This window comes from Longimicrobium sp., from assembly GCF_036388275.1.
GTDB lineage: Bacteria > Gemmatimonadota > Gemmatimonadetes > Longimicrobiales > Longimicrobiaceae > Longimicrobium.
This window is the reverse complement of the sequence record NZ_DASVSF010000059.1, coordinates 119,005-137,927: the sequence shown is the minus strand read 5'-3', so window position 1 is coordinate 137,927 and position 18,923 is coordinate 119,005. Positions and strand designations below refer to the sequence as shown.

13 protein-coding genes are annotated in these 18,923 nt (G+C 68.2%); 8 read left to right on the top strand and 5 right to left on the bottom strand.

Features of this window, described 5'->3' with window-relative positions; translation table 11 throughout:
- The first annotated feature begins 369 nt into the window (after positions 1–369).
- From aac(3)-IV to VF632_RS12450, 4 genes are all read left to right on the top strand, one after another.
- A complete protein-coding gene (gene aac(3)-IV, locus VF632_RS12465) occupies positions 370–1,167 on the top strand; it encodes an AAC(3)-IV family aminoglycoside N-acetyltransferase (RefSeq protein ID WP_331023223.1) in 798 nt (265 codons plus the stop codon).
- 114 nt (positions 1,168–1,281) lie between these two features.
- Positions 1,282–2,931, top strand: coding sequence for a PAS domain-containing sensor histidine kinase (locus tag VF632_RS12460; protein ID WP_331023222.1), 1,650 nt, complete (start codon positions 1,282–1,284; stop codon positions 2,929–2,931).
- Positions 2,932–3,087: 156 nt separating this feature from the next.
- A complete protein-coding gene (locus tag VF632_RS12455; protein ID WP_331023221.1) occupies positions 3,088–4,230 on the top strand; it encodes a zinc-dependent alcohol dehydrogenase in 1,143 nt (380 codons plus the stop codon).
- A gap of 14 nt (positions 4,231–4,244) precedes the next feature.
- Positions 4,245–4,913, top strand: coding sequence for a hypothetical protein (locus VF632_RS12450; RefSeq protein WP_331023220.1), 669 nt, complete (start codon positions 4,245–4,247; stop codon positions 4,911–4,913).
- Positions 4,914–5,491: 578 nt separating this feature from the next.
- Here VF632_RS12450 and VF632_RS12445 read toward each other — a convergent pair.
- Positions 5,492–7,240 carry a CHAT domain-containing protein gene (locus VF632_RS12445; RefSeq protein ID WP_331023219.1) on the bottom strand — a complete coding sequence of 583 codons (1,749 nt, stop codon included), beginning with the start codon at positions 7,238–7,240 and terminating at the stop codon, positions 5,492–5,494.
- 347 nt (positions 7,241–7,587) lie between these two features.
- Here VF632_RS12445 and VF632_RS12440 point away from each other — a divergent pair, with 347 nt between their 5' ends.
- A complete protein-coding gene (locus VF632_RS12440; RefSeq protein ID WP_331023218.1) occupies positions 7,588–8,472 on the top strand; it encodes an EamA family transporter in 885 nt (294 codons plus the stop codon).
- A gap of 77 nt (positions 8,473–8,549) precedes the next feature.
- Here VF632_RS12440 and VF632_RS12435 read toward each other — a convergent pair whose 3' ends face one another.
- A complete protein-coding gene (locus tag VF632_RS12435; RefSeq protein WP_331023217.1) occupies positions 8,550–11,429 on the bottom strand; it encodes a helicase-related protein in 2,880 nt (959 codons plus the stop codon).
- 182 nt (positions 11,430–11,611) lie between these two features.
- Positions 11,612–12,253, bottom strand: coding sequence for a hypothetical protein (locus VF632_RS12430; RefSeq protein WP_331023216.1), 642 nt, complete (start codon positions 12,251–12,253; stop codon positions 11,612–11,614).
- 319 nt (positions 12,254–12,572) lie between these two features.
- Between VF632_RS12430 and VF632_RS12425 the strand changes: the two genes are divergently transcribed.
- The 3 genes from VF632_RS12425 to cphA all read left to right on the top strand — a co-directional run bounded on the left by VF632_RS12425 (position 12,573) and on the right by cphA (position 16,388).
- The gene (locus tag VF632_RS12425) at positions 12,573–12,713 is read left to right on the top strand and encodes a hypothetical protein (protein ID WP_331023215.1); all 141 of its coding nucleotides are present in this window, start codon (positions 12,573–12,575) and stop codon (positions 12,711–12,713) included.
- Positions 12,710–13,381 carry an alpha/beta hydrolase family protein gene (locus VF632_RS12420; protein WP_331023214.1) on the top strand — a complete coding sequence of 224 codons (672 nt, stop codon included), beginning with the start codon at positions 12,710–12,712 and terminating at the stop codon, positions 13,379–13,381. The genes VF632_RS12425 and VF632_RS12420 overlap by 4 nt, the downstream gene beginning before the upstream one ends.
- A 325-nt stretch (positions 13,382–13,706) precedes the next feature.
- Positions 13,707–16,388, top strand: a complete 2,682-nt coding sequence (cphA, locus tag VF632_RS12415) for a cyanophycin synthetase (protein WP_331023213.1) — start codon at positions 13,707–13,709, stop codon at positions 16,386–16,388.
- Between the two features lie 1,094 nt (positions 16,389–17,482).
- On the opposite strand, the gene VF632_RS12410 is transcribed toward cphA, so the two are convergent.
- Entirely contained in the window at positions 17,483–18,010 is a 528-nt protein-coding gene (locus VF632_RS12410) for a YsnF/AvaK domain-containing protein (protein WP_331023212.1), read from the bottom strand.
- A 92-nt stretch (positions 18,011–18,102) separates the two neighbouring features.
- Positions 18,103–18,834, bottom strand: a complete 732-nt coding sequence (locus tag VF632_RS12405) for a DUF2382 domain-containing protein (RefSeq protein WP_331023211.1) — start codon at positions 18,832–18,834, stop codon at positions 18,103–18,105.
- Between the last annotated feature and the right edge of the window lie 89 nt (positions 18,835–18,923).

Sequence of the window (18,923 nt, the reverse complement as noted above, 5' to 3'; positions counted from 1 at the left end):
TTCTACCGGCGTCTTCTGGGTAGACTGAACGAGAGAACCTGGAAGATCTCCGGCTGACGCCGGACTCCCAAGGGATATGACAAAGTGTCAACAATCCTGTCGGTCTAAACTGTCAACGATCCTCCCGGTTGCTCACCGAGGAATGCCAGGCAGCCAGTCGAACCCCGATCGAAGTTCCCCTCTCTCCCGCGCTGTTTGCGGGGGAGAGGCCAGGAGAGGGGGCTGCTGCGGCATGCCAGGCACCCGGTCGAACCCCGACCGAAGTTCTCCCCTCTCCCGGCGCAGTTTGCCGGGGGAGGGGCCCACCCGCGGCAGCGCCGACAGCCAGTCGAACCAAGTCGAAGTTCTCCGTACGCTCCCAACGATCACATGACCGACGCCCAGACCGCCCGGACGGAAATCACCGAGGCCGAAATCGCGGACCAGCTCCGTGGACTCGGCGTAGCGCCGGGCTGCGTGCTCGTCGTGCACTCGTCCTTCCGCGCCGTGCGGCCGGTGGAGGGCGGGCCGGCGGGGCTGATCGGCGCGCTGCGGGCCGTGCTCGGGCCACAGGGAACGCTGGTGATGCCCTCGTGGACGGGGAACGACGAAGAGCCGTTCGACCCATGGACCACGCCTGCGTCATCCGACCTGGGCATCGTGGCCGACACCTTCTGGCGGATGCCCGGCGTGGTGAGGAGCGAGCACCCGTTCGCGTTCGCGGCGATCGGGCCGGAGGCGGAGGCCGTCACCCGCGGGCCCCTGCCCCTCCCGCCACACGTGCACGACAGCCCCATCGGCCGGGTGTACGACCGCGGCGGCCAGGTGCTGCTCCTCGGGGTAGGGCACGACGCGAATACGACGCTGCACTTGGCGGAGCTGCTGGCCGGCGTGCCCTACGGCGTGCCGAAGCACATCACGGTCTGGAGCGAGGGCCGGGCGGTCCGGGTTCCCTATCGCGAGAACGACCACTGCTGCCTGCGGTTCGGCCCGGCGGACGGCTGGCTGCGCGAGCGCGGGCTCCAGGCCGAGGGGCGCGTCGGCCATGCGGATGCGCGGCTCATCCGCTCGCGCGACGTCGTCCGCGTGGCGCTGGAATTCCTGGAGCGCGATCCCTTCATCTTCCTCCACTCGCCCAGCGAAGGATGCGCGGATTGTGACGAGGCGCGGAGCAGCGTGGGCGGATGATCGAATCGGTCTCTTCCGTGCAAAATGTCCGTACAGGGTTTCGTGGATGGCTTCCCGGGCGTATCCTCCACGTGTTTTCCGCTGACTCGTTCTTCCCGTGATCACGCCGCCGGCATGATGGACCCCTCGGCCCCGCCCGAATCGCTGCTCGCCCGCATCCACGCGCTCGAGGAGGATGCGCGCCGGTTGCAGGAAGAGAACGAACGGCTGCACGCGCACCTGGCTGGCGAGCGCGGCCGGGCCGAAGAAGCGCTCCGCGCCAGCGAAGAGCAGCTGCGGATGGCCGCCGCCGCGGCCGAGCTGGGCACGTGGCGGCACGACCTGGCTACCGACCTCTTTTCCTTTGACGAGCGCGCCCAGCAGCACTACGCCCTCCCCGCCACTTCGCCACTGGAGGCGCTGATCGACCGCGTGCACCCCGACGACCGCCCTCGGCTGGGCGGCGAGATCGGCGCGGCGCTGGACCCCGCCGTCCGCGCCCGGGTGAGCACGGAGTACCGCGTGGTCCATCCGGACGGCGCGGTGCGGTGGCTGCGCATCCAGGGACGGGTGGAGTTCGACGGCGACGGGCCCCACGCGCGGGCCACGCAGGGCTTCGGCACGGTGCAGGACGTCACCGGGCGCAAGGTGGCCGAGGTGGCGTTGCGCGAGAGCGAGGCGCGGTACCGCCGCCTGTTCGATTCCATCGACGAGGGATTCTGCGTCGTCACCGTGATCTTCGACGACGCGGGGAACCCGGTGGACTACGAGTTCCTGGAAGCCAACCCGGCGTTCAACAAGCAGACCGGCCTGACGGACGCGGTGGGGCGGTCCGCGCGCGAGCTGCTGCCGGAGCTGGAGGAGGAGTGGTTCCGCATCTATGGCGAGGTGGCCAGAACGGGCCGGCCCATCCGCTTTCAGAACGGGTCCAAGGCCATGCACCGCTGGTTCGACGTCTTCGCCTTTCGCGTGGACGAGCCGGAGCAGCGGCGTGTGGCCATCCTCTTTACGGACGTCACCGAGCACATCCGCGCCGACCGCGAGCGCGAGCGCCTGCTGGGCGAAACGGAGGCCGCGCGCGCCGAGGCCGACGCCGCCAACCGCGCCAAGTCCGATTTCCTGGCGTCCATGAGCCACGAGCTGCGGACGCCGCTGAACGCCATCGGCGGATACGTGGACCTGCTGGACCTGGGGATCTACGGCTCGCTCAGCGATGCCCAACGCACGTCGCTGGCCCGCATCGGCGCCAACCAGCGCCACCTGCTGACGCTCATCAACGACATCCTGTCGTTCGCCCAGCTGGAGGCGGGACGCATCGAGTTCGACGTGCGCCCGCTGTCGGCGATGGAACTGGTGGCCAGCGTGGAATCGCTCGTGGCGCCCCAGGCGGCGGCGAAGGGCGTGTCGTATGCCACCGAGCCGTGCGACCCCGCGCTGTGCCTGCGCGGCGATGCGGAGCGGATGCGGCAGATCCTGCTGAACCTGGTGGGCAACGCCATCAAGTTCACGCCCGCCGGCGGCCGGGTGGTGCTGTCGTGCGACGCGGAGGAGCGGTGGGTGCACCTGCGCGTGCGCGACACCGGCGTGGGCATCGCGCCCGAGGAGCAGGAGCGCATCTTCGACCCGTTCCAGCAGGTGGGCCGGCGGCTGAGCAGCCCCACCGAGGGCGTGGGCCTGGGCCTGGCCATCAGCCGCGATCTGGCCCGGGCGATGGAGGGCGAGCTGTCCGTGGAGAGCATGCCCGAAGCGGGGAGCACCTTCACCGTCCGACTGCCGCGGGGCTGATGGACGGAGTGTGCGAACGCGAGCAGTTTCATCCCGGCCCCGGCGCGAGCATCGCACCGGGGCCTTTCCATGCGCCAGTTCCCCGCGTGCGGCACGGCGCGTGCTTCCTCCCCGCCGCCTGAAGCGACAGGCAACGCACTTTCAGGAGGGCAGCGCATGCGAGCGATGGTGTACCGGGGGCCGTACCGGATTCGTGTGGAAGAAAAGGACATGCCCCCGATCGAGCATCCCAACGACGCGATCGTGCGCGTCACCCGGGCGGCCATCTGCGGCTCGGACCTGCACATCTACCACGGGATGATGCCCGACACCCGCGTGGGCCAGACGTTCGGCCACGAGTTCGTGGGCGTGGTGGAAGAGGTGGGCTCGTCGGTGCAGAACCTGAAGCGGGGCGACCGGGTGATGGTGCCCTTCAACATCTTCTGCGGTTCCTGCTTCTTCTGCTCGCGGAAGCTGTACGCCAACTGCCACAACGTGAACCCCAACGCCACGGCGGTGGGCGGCATCTACGGGTACTCGCACACCACCGGCGGCTACGACGGCGGCCAGGCGGAGTTCGTGCGCGTGCCCTTCGCCGACGTGGGGCCCAGCATTATCCCCGAGTGGATGGACGAGGAAGACGCGGTGCTGCTCACCGACGCCCTGCCCACGGGCTACTTCGGCGCGCAGCTGGGCGAGATCCAGGAAGGCGACGTGGTGATCGTGTTCGGCGCCGGCCCCGTGGGGCTGTTCGCGGCCAAGAGCGCCTGGCTGATGGGCGCGGGCCGGGTGATCGTGATCGACCACCTGGAGTACCGGCTGGAAAAGGCACGCGAGTTCGCCCATGCCGAGACGTACAACTTCGCCGAGTACGACGACATCGTCACGCACATGAAGAAGATCACCGACTTCCTGGGCGCGGACGTGGCCATCGACGCCGTGGGCGCCGAGGCCGACGGGGCCTTCTTCCAGCACGTGACCGCGGCCAAGTTCAAGCTGCAGGGCGGCTCGCCCATCGCGCTGAACTGGGCGATCGACTCGGTGCGGAAGGGCGGGACGGTTTCGGTCGTCGGCGCGTACGGGCCGCTGTTCAGCGCGGTGAAGTTCGGCGACGCCATGAACAAGGGGCTCACCATCCGCGCCAACCAGTGCAGCGTGAAGCGCCACTGGCCGCGGCTGTTCGAGCACGTGAAGAACGGCGTGCTGAAGCCCAGCGACATCATCACGCACCGCATTCCGCTGGAGCACATCGCCGAGGGCTACCACATGTTCAGCGCCAAGCTGGACAACTGCATCAAGCCCATCGTGGTCCCCAACTGAACGGGAGAACGATCATGACGGATATCACCGAACACGAGCGCAACGTCCCGTCGGCGGTCAGCGACCTGCCCCGGCCGTACTGGGCGTCGACCACGCGGGCGACGGCGCCCCTGGAAGAGGTGCGGCGGAGCATCCCCGGCTGGGGCGTGGACCTGGACTACGACGAGCGCACGGCCGTGCCCATGGAGGACTTCGATCCCGGGGCCACGGGCGCGCACTGGGATTTTCCCGAGCGGCAGCCGGAAAAGTGGCCACGCGAGATGTCGCCCGAGCACGGGATGCTGACGCCGGTGTTCGGCACGGCGTGCCCGCCGAAGGGAATCTCCGGCGCCATCCGCAAGTACGCGTACACGCTGGGCGAGGGAAAGACCTCGCACTGGATGCTGCTGATGGCGGCGGACCGCATCGACGTGATCGAGAGCTCGGTCGGGTCGGCGGTGCGCGGCCACCCCGACAACCCGCTCTCCGAGTCGGGCGTGATCGCCGAGTTCAAGCGCCACGGCATCCGCTCGCGGACACGGGAGTCGCAGCGGGTGGACCTGAAGCACCAGTGGATGGACCCGCTGATCGTGGCGGCGCCGTGGCTGCTGGGTGGGTACCTGGCGTACAAGGCCGGCAAGGCGCTGGCCGGCGCGAGCCGCGGATCGGGGGACGACCGCCCGCGGTTCACGCGGCCGGGCTGAGGAGGCCCCTTCCCCGGCCCCTCCCCGCACAAACTACGTGCGGAGAGGGGAGAACGGCGGGAGGCCTCGGCTCCGCGGGGGCCCTCACCCGTCCTCGCTCAGGCTCGTCCACCCTCTCCCACAAACAGCGTGGGAGAGGGGGTACAATTCAGAATCGGGGTGCGCACCATTGGTCGGTGCGCACCCCGATTCTGTCATCCTGAGCCCCAGGCGCGCCGAATTCGCCCGTACACCGTTCGTCGCGGGGCGAAGGATCCAGCCGCGGAAGGGTACAAGCTTGGGCGCGGCAGCGGTCACGATCCTGAAGGCCTCGGCTCCGCCCCGGCTTTGGAGTGAGCCCAACCTGCCGCGGGCGAATGAATTCGCTGCAACAACCACACGAAGTCTGCCTTCGCAGACTGGCTGGCCGTGGTGCGAAAGGACCGTGTGGCGCGACCGGACCTGGGGCAGTTCTCCTCCTCTCCCGCTTGCGCCCCGAGGGTCGGGGGAGGGGTCGGTCGGGCGCGAGGTTCGAGCGGGCGCGGGGCGGCGGGCGTGAGGACTGGTCAGCTCACATCGCGGCGAAGTTGCCCGCCGGGTCAGTTCGCCCGGAGCGCGGCCAAGTTGCCCTGTGCCACTGTGGAGCCCGCGGCGGCGGCGCGGCGAAACCAGTCGATCGCCTGGGTGCGGCTCCTGGCGACGCCGAGGCCGTTCTGGTACAAGACACCTAGGTTGTTCATGGCATCGGCGGAGCCCGCGACGGCGGCCTTCCGGTACCAGTTCATCGCTTGGCCGTAGTCGCGCCGCACCAGTTCGCCCTTTTCGCAGGCGCGCCCCATGGCCACCATCCCGCGTGCCGATCCGTTCTCAGCGGCCGTGCGGTACAGCCGCAGCGCCTCGGCCGTGTCGCGCTGCCCGGTCAACACTTCGTCATACATCATCCCTGCATCCACCATCGCTTCCAGCGAGCCGGCGTCAATGGCCCTGCGATACCATACCAGCGCCGAGTCGTGGTTCACCGCCCTCCCCAGTCCCTGCCGGTGCATGTCGGCGATGTTGAGCATCGCAGGGGCATAGCTCTTCGCCGCGGCCGCCTGGTACCAGTGCATGGCCCAGCGATAGCTCCGGTCTACACCCGCGCCCTGCTCGTACGCCACACCCAGCGCGTTCATCCCACGCGGGTTGCGCTTGTCGCGCGCCCGGCGCAGCCAGACAAGGGCGAGGTCGGTGTTCCGGGCCGTACCCTGCCCCTGCAGATACGCCATCCCCAGAAAGGCCATCGCCTCGGGATGGCCGGCCTGCGCGGCCCGCCCGAAAAGCGGAAACGCGGCGGCGTGGTTTCCTACCTCGAACAGGTTGCGCCCGGCAGCCAAGGCCTCGTCGGCGCTTGACGGCTCGGCGGATCCCGGGGAGGTCGCGGCCGGGTTCGCCCGCTCGACTTCCTGTGCGACGGCGCTCGGAGCGGGGTCCGGCGGCCCGCCGACGCGCCGGGACACCGCTCCGGTCACCGCCGGGTCTGCGCGCACCTGCCCGGCCGCCTCGGGAACCAGCCGCTGAATGGGTTGCGGCTCGCGCCAAGCTGCGGCGATGCCCGCCCCTCCCGAGAGCGCCAGCACGGGGGCGGCCAAGGCGGCCCAGAGGAGCGCCCTCGCCCGGCCAGCCGCGGCAACCGGAGGAGGGGAATCGCCCTCGCGGCGGTCCTCGGGGAAAGGCGCGGGCTCTGGGCGCGGGGGGACCGCGATCAGGAACAGTTGCGCCGCGTCCACGTCCTCCCGCACCACCAGCTCCGTGCAGCCCCGGGCCTCGGGGTGCTCCAGCCCCATCGCGGCGTTCGCCCGGTCGAAGGCGGCCTGCACCGAGCTGCCGGAGGCGATGGCGCGGTAGAATGAGGAGCCGAAGGCGATCGCGGCATCGTCGGGGATGGACTCGCGCGTGCCGATGGCGCATCCCACCACATCGGCAATGGCCCGCGCCTGCGGGATCGAGAGGCAGGCGTTCAGCACCACCAGGCGGATGTCGCCTCGAAAGGCCCGGAACAGCTCCGCGAGCCCCTCGGCGTCCACCCTGCGCGGGTGCCGGCCGTCGGCGCTCACCAGGACCAGCCCCTGCTTGCCACCGTGCCCGCTGAAGTGCACCACCTGTGGACACACCTCGGTCAGCGCCTGGACCAGGTCGTCCGTTCGCGCGGCAAGGCGAAAGTCGAAGTCGAGCGAGTCGCGGTACTCGGCCGAGCGCACCTTCTCGCGGATCCGCCGGACGTCGTCGTCCAGCATCAGCCGGGGAGCGTTGCCGTACGAGGGGGCGGAAAGGGGATCGGCGGCGAAGAAGAGGATCTTGATCCTGTCCATGATGGGTTCCTGCGATGAAGGGGTACGGCCGCCCGAGTCTCCTCCCGCCGCGGCGCCCCAACGTGCGCCACCGAGATCGTCGTGCCGCTACCAAAGTCGCCCATCCGAGCCCAATCGGCAACTGCTGGGGTGCATCCCGCACGCCGCTTGCTGAAGGGGCCGCGGCGGCGCGTGGGTCGCCGGAACACGGATGCTCCACCTGGACAGGGAAAGACGGTACGTGGACAAGTGCGACGCGGGCGGCACGGGATGCAGGACAGGGGAGATCGGGTGCGGCGCGGTGGCCGGCGCGCCGAGACGTGCCGGGGCCGTCCGTCGGCCCGCCCTTCCGCCGCACTGAGCCTGGGATGTGGATTGTCTTTGCGCTGGTGGCGGCCATCGGGACGGCCGCGCACAGCTTTTCGCTCAAGCTTACCGCGGCGCGCGGGGGCGTGGTGGTCTCGACGGTGGCGTACCGGCTGGTGGGGGGCGCGCTGCTGTGCGGGGCCGTGGCGGCGACCGGCGGCTGGCCGCCGCTGACCCCGGGCTTCTGGCGCGCCATGGCGATGGTGCTGGTTCCGGAGGTGCTGGGGATGGTGCTGATGACGCTTGCCCTGCGCGGCGGCGAGCTGTCCGTGATCCAGCCGCTGAGCGGCCTGCTGCCGCCGCTGGTGATGCTGGGCGGATTCGCCTTCCTGGGGGAGGTGCCCACGCCGTACGCGGCGGCGGGGGTGGCGATGGTCACGCTAGGCATCTACTGCATCGGCCTGCGGCCGGGTGGCTCGGCGCTGGACCCCCTTCGCTCCCTCGCGGCCTCCCGCGCCAGCTGGTACGCCGTGGGATCGTTCGTGGCGTTCAGCTTTGCCACGCTGGTGCACAAGGTGGGGATCGCCGAGGTGGGGCCGTTTCCATGGGGCGCCGCGCTGTCGCTGGGCTCGGCGGCGGTGCTGGCGGCGGGGCTGCCGCTGATGGCGTGGAGGGAGCAGGCCGGCGTCGGCCTGCCCGCGCGGATGATGCCGTGGGCCTGGCTGGTGGTGCTGACGGGAGCCACCTTCGCCGTTCAGGTGGCGGGGCTTCAGCTGGCGTTCCGGCTTGCGCAGGCCGGTTACGTAATGGCCGTGGCCAGCACCAGCATCCTGATCGCGACGGCGCTGGGCATCGGCTTCCTGGGCGAGCGCTCCGCCGCCCGCACCCGCGCCGCCGGGGCGCTGCTCGTCACCAGCGGCGCGGCGCTGATCGCGCTGTTGGGATAGGTCAGGTGCAGTTACCCTCCGTCGCAGTTTGCAGGGCCGGCGACACAGGTTGGAACGCCGCCCGCGCCTCGTGGTCCTTACGTCGTGAGCAACTGCTTCGGCTTCGGCATCTGAGACAACGGCTGGAGGTAAACGGCTACGATCTTCTTAGGCGTATCGAAAGCTACCCCGTGTTCCGTGCACCACGTCCGGACAGCCGCATTGCTGGTGTGTTCTATCTCAGGTAAACGAACCAGTCCTGGCGAGGTATCGGGCTCACAGCGGATCATCGCCAAGATCTCTGAATCGCGCTTGGGCTCGATTTGTCCAGACACCGGATTGAAGAGAATCAAACGCGGGGCGCCTTCGTGCTCGAACAGCACCGCGACTCGGGGATTTTGAAAACGGCCGGTGACAAGAACGGAGTGAAGGGGCTCGGAAAGGCTCTCGGCGCGCTCGCGATACTTATCGAGCAACGCATGATCTGCCGCGAGTGACGCTTCACTGGACGGCCCGATGGTGCTGGCCAGGTCGCCGTTCCGAAACCACTCCTCAACATCAATCTGGACTTGTGTCATCAGGTCCATGCTCTCCTTCTCGGTGAGAACAGTAGACCCGATGATGGAACGTGATCGATTGTGCCGACGGCCGAGACGAGTAAACCGCTCCCGGATATGCGTCTGCACCGCTAATTCAGCGGGCTTACGCGCAACGGAGGGAATGAGCGTGTAGATGGCAACGAGGCGCTCGGGACGAGTCGTCATACGGAGCACGCGCCCCGCCCTTTGGAAGAGCACGTCCGCTGCTGTTGGTGGATCATAATTGACCACGTTGTCGGCATCCTGAAGGTTGACGCCTACTCCATCCGCATCGGTACAGATCAGCACATCGTACTCTTCAGCGACTCTTTCATTGTGCGAGCCTGGCGAGAAGGCCCGCAGCAGATCGTCTCTCACGTCCCGCGGCTTCAGCACGGGCTCGGCTTGCTGCCATTCGACCATGCAGCCGATCTTCGTCCCCGAGAATACATCCTGAAGATTCTTTTCCAGGTACAGCGCAGTACGGTGCAGCCGGACAAAAATCAGCAGCTTTCCCTTCTGGTCGATCACCGCACGGCCGATGCGGATCAATTCCCCGAGCTTTTGATCGGGGAGAGTGTCTAACTTTTCCTTCAGCGGGTCTAAGCGGTTGGTCCGGGCCTCAAGCCCAATCGTGAACGGAGCGTACCCTCCATGGCCCCAGTTGCGCGCCGCGGCATCGTGGCCGGTCTGACCGGAAAGAAGTTCCAGTTGCTGTGGATCTGTCGCCTGCTCCCCTATTGGCATCTGTGAACCGTCTGGCGCAGTCGCAAGGGATAGCTGGGCGGATTGATCTTGCGTTTCAAGGCAGTGGGTGATGAAGTGGAGCAAAGCGGGCGGCGAACTCATCCACCCGCTCAATGCCGTGTTATATGCTGCGTCAGCCGCGCCTGAATATTCGCCAGTATCATCATCGAACCCTATCGTCGGCCGCTTGTATCGGTGATTGAAATACCCATCATCGAACACGCGACCGAGTTCGGATTCCAGCGGAAGCTCGTAGAAGACCGGAACGAGTTTGATTGTTTGAGGCAGATAGTGAGGTTTCCCATCAATAGGGACGTATGGCTGGTCTCGCGCATCGACGTCCCCCCGCTTGCGCGCGAGCGCCAAGACGTCCGGAAGCCCGAGAATGTTGACAACGGGCAGATTCCTGAACTCCTCGAGGTCTTGGACCTCCCACGGCCCAAGAACATCGAGGACCCCCTTATGGTTATGAGGGAGCAGTCGCAAGAGACTGTTCAGGTTCTGCCGGTCGGTGCCGTAGGCGGTAGCCGTGAGGAGTACGATCTTCGCACCTGCAGCAATTGCTGGCTTCAGGCGCTGGAAGACACGGCTCGGCCTCTTTTTCTGCTTCTCCGAAAGCAGTTGGTTCCTGTAGAAGTGGGCCTCGTCGACAACAATCAGCGTTTTCTCATCGACTTCGCTAAGCCGCTTGAGTATCTTGCTGATTTGGTGATGCCGCTTGGGAGAGTCAGGCCGAAAAAGCACATCAGTGGAGAAGAACGAGTACGGCAGCCGCCGGTGCAATTCATTAGTCCAAGCGTCGCGAACTGCTCGGGGCGCGAGCAGGATGAGGTGATCTGCTTTCTCCGAGTGATAGCTTCGCTCCGCAATCTGTGCTCCGACCACGGTTTTACCTAGACCCGTAGCCAGAATGATCAAGGCTCCCCCGTGCTCGTGTAATTGCGTCATAGCCCGAGCGATGACTGCCTCCTGATAGTACGTGGGCGAATGCGGCCTAGAACCGGGCAGGCTGCTGGAGCCTTGATTCAGAACCCACAGCATCTTCAAAAGCGCATCGAATGGGCTGCTTACCTGCAACCACTGCCGTAACACGCCGACGAGATCAGTCAACAGGTCGCGGGCCTGCATCGAAACGGCATCGAACCAGTCGGTGAAAAGATTTATCTCGGCCAGAGAAACCGTGCCCGTAACCTGCTCCGCGTTTGACTCCAAGCCCCGCTTGCTATAGTTGGCTGATCCGTGCCACAGGGCTTTGTTATCACAGATATAGAACTTGCAATGGAAGGGGACCTGCATCTCGCGAGCATCGCGGATTGTAAACTGGCCGGTTTCAATGCGTCTGACCAAGTCGTCAACTGCCGACCATAAATCATTTTCACATTTCTTAAGCTCGGTGAGGATTTCTTCCAAGACAGCCTTCTGGACGTGACTTCCTTCCTCCCGCCCCACAAGTATCCGAAACTGGACGTCGGGTTCCGAGTGGTTTCTACCGACTGCGTACCCAGCCAACGAGAAATACGCGCTGGCAATTCGGACCGTCTTCGCGGCTGGGAAGTAGGTCCTAATAAACGCTGCCCCAACACCGGGCCCCACACCTGCGACCAAGCGTCCGTCACTGTCGTGAAACAACGACAAGGGTGGCCTGTATTGCATCTGACGAAGATAAGGGTAAACTCGGCGGGGTCTTTGATCGTACTCCGAAGCTAACGCGAAAGCAAGCATATTCGCGAACTGCTCGCTTTGGAAGCGACACGCCTGCTTCACCGAACAACGCAGAGAGGGCTCTGCAAACGGTTGATTCGCAGAGCCCTCTTTCAGCTTGTGACCGGCTACGCTCAGTGCACTCCGCCTTCGGTGCTGGTACGCCCGGTTTCGTTTGCGTCGGGGCTGCGCCCGCCCGTTTCGCGGATTTCGACGGTGTCTACCTCGCGCTCGCCGCTCGTGCGGGCGGCCACCACCGCGGCCGCGGCTACTCCAGCCACGCCCAGCGCAGCAGCCGCCATCAGTCCCTTCGCCAGCCCGCCGCCCTCCTTCGACTCTTCGGACTCCTCGGACGTACGACGCGCGCTCCCGGAGCTCTCCTCGCCCTTGCCCGAACGCGAAGTCGTTCCTTCCGCCGACTCCGAACTCTTTCCGCGGGCCGACTGCGACTCGCCACTCTTGGACTCCGAGCCCTTGCTCTTCGACTGCGATTCGCCGCCCTTGGACTCCGAACCCTTGCTCTTCGACTGCGATTCCCCGCCCTTCGACTCGGAGCCCTTGCTCTTCGACTGCGATCCCCCGCTCTTCGACTCCGAGTCCTTGCTCTCCGCCGATTCCGAACCCTTGCCGCGCGCCGACTGCGACTCGCCGCTCTTCGACTCGCCTTCGTGCTCCGCCATCCACTTGTTGGTGTGGTGGTGCACCTTGCCGTCGTCGCCGATGTACCGGCGCTCCTCCAGCGAGTATTCCTTCGTCTCGCGTTCGTTCTCCGCCATAGCCATGCTCCCGATCCAGGGTTCGTTGCACCATTCGAGGTGAGCACAGTGCACGGTCGGTGCCGCCGGGGCCGACCCCGACCGTCGACCCGAGGGCCTGATTTCCAGGTGCGCATCGTGCCGTCCGGGCGTAACGTACGCGCGTATCGGCATCATCGATATCCTGGGCTCGTGTTCATCGGGAGCACGAAGCCGTGCCTGGCACCCCCGATCCGGGAGCCCGAATGAATGTCTATGCCCGACGGATGATGATGCGCGGGCTGGCGCTGCTCCCGCTGCTGCTGGGCGCCTGCGGCAGGCGACCCGCGGACCCGCAGCCGTGACGCGCGGCTCCTTCGATTACGATGGCCGCCAGGCGCCGTCCGTGCGAATTGCCGGCACCGAGACGCGCGACGGCGTCTCCATCCACGACGTGGAATATGCCGCCCCGATGGCGAGCCGGTCCGCGCGTACCTGGTGATTCCCGGAACGGGAGGCCGCGCCCCGGGGGTGATCTACACGCACCCGGCGCCGGGCAGCCGCACCACGTACCTGGACGAGGCCGTGGAGATGGGGCGCCGCGGCGTCGCCTCCCTGGTGCTGGATGCGCCGTGGTCCAGGGAAGCCTTCTGGCTGCCGCTGTTCAGGGACGGGGCGGCGGACCTGGAACGCTACACAGGCGTGGTGATCGGGCTGCGCCGCGCGGTGGACGTGCTCGCCGCCCGGCCCGAGGTGGACGCGGCGCGGATCGGGTACGTGGGGCACAGCTTCGGGGCCACGTTCGGCGGGGCGCTGGTGGGGGCGGAGCCGCGCATCCGGGCATCCGTGCTGATCGCGGGGCCGTCCAGCTTCACCGACATCGCCATCGTCAACAACCCGGAGCTCACGGGAGAGGCGCGCGACCGGTACGCGCGGGAGATGGCGCCCATCGATCCCGTGAACCACGTCGGGCGAGCGGCGTCGCGCCCGGTGCTGTTCCAGTTCCCCCGGCAGGAACAGTACTTCGCCGAGGCCACGTTCCTTCGGTATGCCGCCGCCGCTGGGGATCCGAAGGAGGTGCGGTGGTACGATGGCGACCACTACCTGAAGTCGTCCGCCGCGCGCGACGAGCGAATCGCCTGGCTGTTGCAGCGGCTCGGCCGGCGCTAGCGCGGCGGGACTCGCCCGTTTTTCGGACGTGTGACGGTGGTTCGCCACGCGGGCAGGAATTTGCAGAACGCGGCCCCGCGGCACGGCTCGCGCGCCCTCCGGTCCAGGAGGACGCGCCGCCGGTCTTCGGAGGGCCGCGTTCCCCTTTCATGTGCAGGTTCATGACCCCAGCAAAGCAGGACCGGACCCCGGGCGAACCGCCCGCCGCGGCGTCGCCGCGCGAACCGCACACCTACGCGCGCCGGATCGACTGCGCGCCCCGCCCCGCCGCGGCGCCAGAGGGCGGCACCGAGGCCGGCGAGAGTTCCACCAAGGGAGAGCACGCTTGACGGACGAAGCGATGGAGACGGGAAGCGAAGACCCCATCCGCCTGCGCTCGGTGCGGGCGCTGCGCGGGCCCAGCATCTGGGCCACCCACCCCGTGGCCGCCTGCGAGGTGTGGATCGCGCCGTCGCTGGCGGCGCGGCCCCCCGAGGCGCTTCCCGGGTTGATGGAGCAGCTGGCCGCGGCGCTCCCCGGGCTTTCGCCCGACGCGGCGGCGTTCGGCATCGGGCGCGAGGAGGCCGCGTGGGCGCAGCTGGTCGGTCGCGTGGCGGTGGCGCTGCAGCTGCTGGCGGGCGCGCCCACGATGTTCAACCGCGTGATTCCCGGCACGGCCGGCGAGCCGCCGCAGCTGGCGGTGGGCTACGCCGAGGCCGAGGTGGGCGTCGAAAGCCTGTACACGGCCGAAACGCTGCTGCTGCGCGCACTGCGCGGGGACGAGCTGGGCCTGGAGGCCGCCGTGATCGCCCTGCGCGAGGTGTTCCACGACGCGCGGCCGCGGGCGACTTCGCTGGTGCTGATCAAGGAGGCCAAGCGCCGCGGCATTCCCGTGCGGCGCTTCGCGGGTGACCCCGTTTTCCAGCTGGGGCTGGGGCGCAACCTGCGGCGGATGGACGGCGCGATGACGGACTTCACCAGCGTCATCGCCACGGACATGACCTCGGACAAGGACCGCACCAAGCGCATCCTGGCCCGCAACGGCCTTCCCGTTCCCGAGGGCGGCGTGGCCGAAACGGCCAAGGAGGCGCTGGAGATCGCCCATCGCATCGGGTTTCCCGTGCTCCTGAAGCCGCTGGACGCCAACGACGGGCGCGGCATCTCCGGCCGGCTGGACAGTGACGACGAGGTGCGCGCAGCGTGGCCCATCGCCCTGGCGGAGCATCCCAAGGTGGTCGTGGAGCGCTTTGCCCACGGGCGCGACCACCGCGTCATCGTCGTCGACGGCAGGGTGGTCGGCGTGTCGGAGCGCGTTCCCGCGCACGTCGTGGGAGATGGGCGCCGGACAGTGCCTGAGCTGGCGGAAGAGGTGAACCAGGATCCCAAGCGCGACCCGCTTCATCCCAATCCCACGCTGGTCCGCATTCCCCTGGACGAGCAGACGGCGGAGTTCCTGGCGCGCGAGGGACGGACGATGGACACCGTTCCCGCCGCCGGAGAGACGGTGTTCCTGCGCCCCACGGCCAACATCTCCACGGGTGGAACGTCCGTGGACCGCACGGACGAGATCCATCCCCGCAACGCCTTGCTCTGCGAGCTGGCAGTCGCCGCCGTCGGGCTGGACATCGCCGGGATCGACGTGCTGACGGACGACATCGGGGTTCCCTTCGACGAGAACGGCGCGACGATCCTGGAGGTGAACGCCTCTCCCGGGCTGCGGATGCACACCGATCCGGACGTGGGAACGCCGCGCGACGTGCCCGGCGCCATCCTGGACATGCTCTACCCGCCAGGGGCGCCCTCCACGATTCCCGTCATCGCCATCACCGGCACCAACGGAAAGACGACGACCACGCGGCTGATCGCCCACATCTTCCGGCAGACGGGGGTGCGCGTGGGCTTCACCACGACGGATGGCATCTACTACCAGGAGCACCTGCAGATGGAGGGCGACTTCACGGGGCCCTTCGCGGCGGGCGTGGTGCTGGCCAACCCCAAGGTGGACGTGGCGGTGATCGAAACGGCGCGCGGCGGCATCCTGCGCTCGGGGCTGGGCTTCGACGAGTGCGACGTAGGCATCGTGCTGAACGTCACGGCCGACCACCTGGGGCTGCGCGGCATCCACACCGTCGAAGACCTGGCGGAGGTGAAGGCCGTGATCCCTTCTGTGGTGAAGGAAGACGGGTTCGCGGTGCTGAACGCGGACGACCCCCTGGTGGTGGGGATGGCGGAGCGGACGCCGGGCGGGGTGGTGTACACCTCGGTGCTGGGCAAGGCCGACAACCCGGCGCTCGCCGAGCACCTGGCGTTCGGCCACATGGCGGTGATGGTGGAAGACGAGGGCGGCCGCGAGTGGATCGTGATCCGCGGCGCCCGGGGCGGCGCGCGCGTTCCCGTGATCGCCGTGGACGACGTGCCGCTGGCGATGGGCGGCGCCGCCCGCTTTCAGCTTCACAACCTGATGGCGGCCATCGCGGCGGCGTACCTGCAGGAGGTGCCGGTGGAAACGATCGCCGAGGGGCTCCGCACCTTCGTGCCCTCGGGAACGGCCACGCCGGGGCGGATGAACGTGCTGCAAACGGCACGCGGCACGGTGATCGTGGACTACGCGCACAATCCCGCCGCGGTGCGTGGGCTGATGGAGTTCGTGGGGCGGATGCCGGCGGCGCGGCGGATCGGGGTGATCACCATGCCCGGCGACCGGCGCGACGAGGACCTGCGCGAGCTGGGGGAGATCTGCTCCGTGCTGGACTACGTGGTGGTAAAGGAGCACGAGAACTACCGGCGCGGCCGGCCGGCCGGCGACGTGGCCCGGCTGATCGGCGAAGGGCTGCAGGCCGGCGGCCTGGCCGCGGAAAGCATCGAGGCCGTGTACCCTGAGCCCGAAGCGGTGGCGCGCGCGCTGGAGCTGATGCAGCAGGACGACCTGCTGGTGATCCTGGCCGACGACTTCCTCGACGTGCTGGCGCAGGTGCAGGGGGTGGCTGGAGGCGCGACCGAAGCCACGGTCCAGGCAGCCGCCGAGTGACGCGGCCTCGGCTCCGGTGGGGCCCTCGGCTCCGCTGGGCCTAGGCTCTGCTGGGGCACCTCGGCTTTGCTGAGGCCCTCGGCTCTGCTGGGGCGAATGAATTCGCGGCAACGACGGCCCGAAGTCCGCCTTCGCGGACTGCTTTTCAACGGCCGCGCCGGCACGCGGCAAGGTGCATGCAAGTCCTTACCGCGCAACAACCTGTCATCCTGGGGCCCAGGCGCACCGAACCCACCCGTACTCCATCGTACGCGGGCCGAAGGATCTAGCGGCGGAACCGTACAAGTATGAGCGCGGCAGCGGTCACCCATGCCTGGGCCTCGGCTGCCGTGGGGCCCTCACCCGGCCGCGCTGACACGCGTGCCACCCTCTCCCGCAAGCGGGAGAGGGTATACACACCAGAGTCGAGCGCCCCAGGTCAGCCGAAGCGCAGTCGAATTCTCCCCTCTCCCGCTTGCGGGAGAGGGGCCGGGGGAGAGGGCAGCCCGGGGAATGCGCCGGAGTTACCGAAGCGCACCGAGCTTCGCCAGCCTTCACGCGCCACGCCGCCGCGGAGCGAGGCGATTCCGGCATCCGTGGCGCTGTCGCGTCCAGAGTGAGAAGTGGCGCCGGGCTAGATCCTTCGGCCCGCGACGAATGTGCTACGGGCAGGTTTGGCGCGCCTGGGCCTCAGGATGACAGGGCTGGGTGTCGCACCAAAACGGGGTGACGCACCCGGACTGGCTCCCTTCCCCCGCGCAGTTTGCGGGGGAAGGGCTGGGGATGGGGGGCGGCCGAGGCATGCGCAGGAGCCGGTCGAAATACCCCACAGCTCGTGAGGGCGGCCCGCGTGGCACGGCACGAGTCAGCGCGCACCGGACTGGCTCCCTTCCCCCGCGCAGTTTGCGGGGGAAGGGCTGGGGATGGGGGGCGGCCGAGGCATGCACGGGGACCCGGCAACCCGCAACTAAAGTTCCCCCCTCTCCGCACGTAGTTTGTGCGGGGAGGGGCCGGGGGAGGGGCCCCCACGAAAGGACGGAGGCTCCGCGGGCAGCATGCCCGCACAGCCTCCGTCATCATCCCGCCGAGTTTCCCGTTACCGGGAACCTGCCAGCTTACATCCGGCCGTCCAGGCGGTCGTCGCGGACGCCGTGGTCCGTGGAGACGTTGGTGCGGTCCACCTCGGCGTGCTCGCGGCGGAGCTCCGTGTCGATGGACTCGTTCTCCACCACCTCGCGCTTGCGCACCAGGATTTCCTCGGTGGGCACCACGCGCTTCTCGACGACGGCTTCCTCGGCGTGCAGCTGCACCCGGATCTCCTCGTCGCCGCCGATGGTGGCGCCCGTCGCGCCAGCCGCCGAGTAGCCGCCCGCAATGGGCCGGCGCTCGATGTCGACTTCCTCGTGGCGCAGGGCCACGTCGGCGTGCGCGTGCTCGGTCTCCACGCGCTTGTGGATGCCCACCTCGCCCGTCTGCACCTCGCGCTTGCCGACGGCCAGCTGCTCCTCGGACAGGACGATGCGAGTCGCCTCTTCCTCGGTGATCCCCTGCGCCTGCATGCGCTCGCGGACCAGCGCGTCGCGGTCGTGAGCGCCCAGATCGCGGTCGTTCCGGTTGTGGCTTCCGCCCAGGTTTTCCAGCATGCTCGTACTCCCTGTTGTCTGGTTCCCAACCCCACCTCGTGGGCGGGGGACTTAGCAACTCCCGTACCTCAACGAGGGGTATCAGACGTGTATCAGCCCTTCCCCCGGCCGGCTTCCGCGCCCCCGTCCACCGTGCCATCCGGGCCGCGGATGACGGGCACTTCGCGGCGAAGCTCCTCCTCCACCACCTGCTCCTCGGTCACCCGCGTCTTGCGGATCACCAGCTCCTCGTGAGCCACCAGCCGCTTCTGGATCACCAGCTCTTCCACCAGGATGGGGATGTAGGTGACGTCGCCCTCGGTGCGCGGGCTGAAGTCGGTGATGTCGGCCGGCACGGGGCGGCGCTCGATGGATACGTCTTCGCGCTCCAGCGGAACGAGCTTGCGCACCTGCTCGGTCTCGACCCGCTTGGTGATCCCCACCTCCCCCGCCTCCACCCACCGCGTGTTGACATCCAGCTCCTCGTGCGAAACCACGACGCGCACATCCTCGCCACCGGGCCGGGCGGCGGGCTGGCCGACCGCGCCGGGAGCAACGGCGCCGGCGCGATCCACCGGAAGCAGCCCCAGGTCCGAGTGCGAGAGCGTCTTCAGGTTCACGCGCCGGCCCTTGGCGTCCAGGGCGGCGTGGCCCATGGGTACGCGCAGCGTCCGCATGGATTCACTCGGCGCCAGCTCCTTCACCACCTGCACCAGGATGAAGTGAACCGCCATCGACCCCGGGTCCACGAGCAGGTCTTCCACCGTGCCGGCCAGGGTGCCGTCGGCCGTGTGCACCTCCCATCCGCGCGAGTCGGCGTGTCCGTCCGCGACGGGTGCGCTCAATTCGCTGAGCCGTCGTACGGCCCCATTCCCCTCTGTACTCATCTCAAAACTCCGGAAAGGGGCCGAGGCTCGGCCGTTGATCGTTCTGT

Excerpts from the sequence above, each read along its gene's own strand:
- VF632_RS12430 (WP_331023216.1), bottom strand. The coding sequence starts at position 12,253 with ATGGCGGAGAACGAACGCGAGACGAAGGAATACTCGCTGGAGGAGCGC.
- VF632_RS12460 (WP_331023222.1), top strand. The coding sequence starts at position 1,282 with ATGATGGACCCCTCGGCCCCGCCCGAATCGCTGCTCGCCCGCATCCAC.
- VF632_RS12435 (WP_331023217.1), bottom strand. The coding sequence starts at position 11,429 with ATGCAATACAGGCCACCCTTGTCGTTGTTTCACGACAGTGACGGACGC.
- VF632_RS12445 (WP_331023219.1), bottom strand. The coding sequence starts at position 7,240 with ATGGACAGGATCAAGATCCTCTTCTTCGCCGCCGATCCCCTTTCCGCC.
- VF632_RS12455 (WP_331023221.1), top strand. The coding sequence starts at position 3,088 with ATGCGAGCGATGGTGTACCGGGGGCCGTACCGGATTCGTGTGGAAGAA.
- VF632_RS12450 (WP_331023220.1), top strand. The coding sequence starts at position 4,245 with ATGACGGATATCACCGAACACGAGCGCAACGTCCCGTCGGCGGTCAGC.
- VF632_RS12410 (WP_331023212.1), bottom strand. The coding sequence starts at position 18,010 with ATGCTGGAAAACCTGGGCGGAAGCCACAACCGGAACGACCGCGATCTG.
- VF632_RS12440 (WP_331023218.1), top strand. The coding sequence starts at position 7,588 with ATGTGGATTGTCTTTGCGCTGGTGGCGGCCATCGGGACGGCCGCGCAC.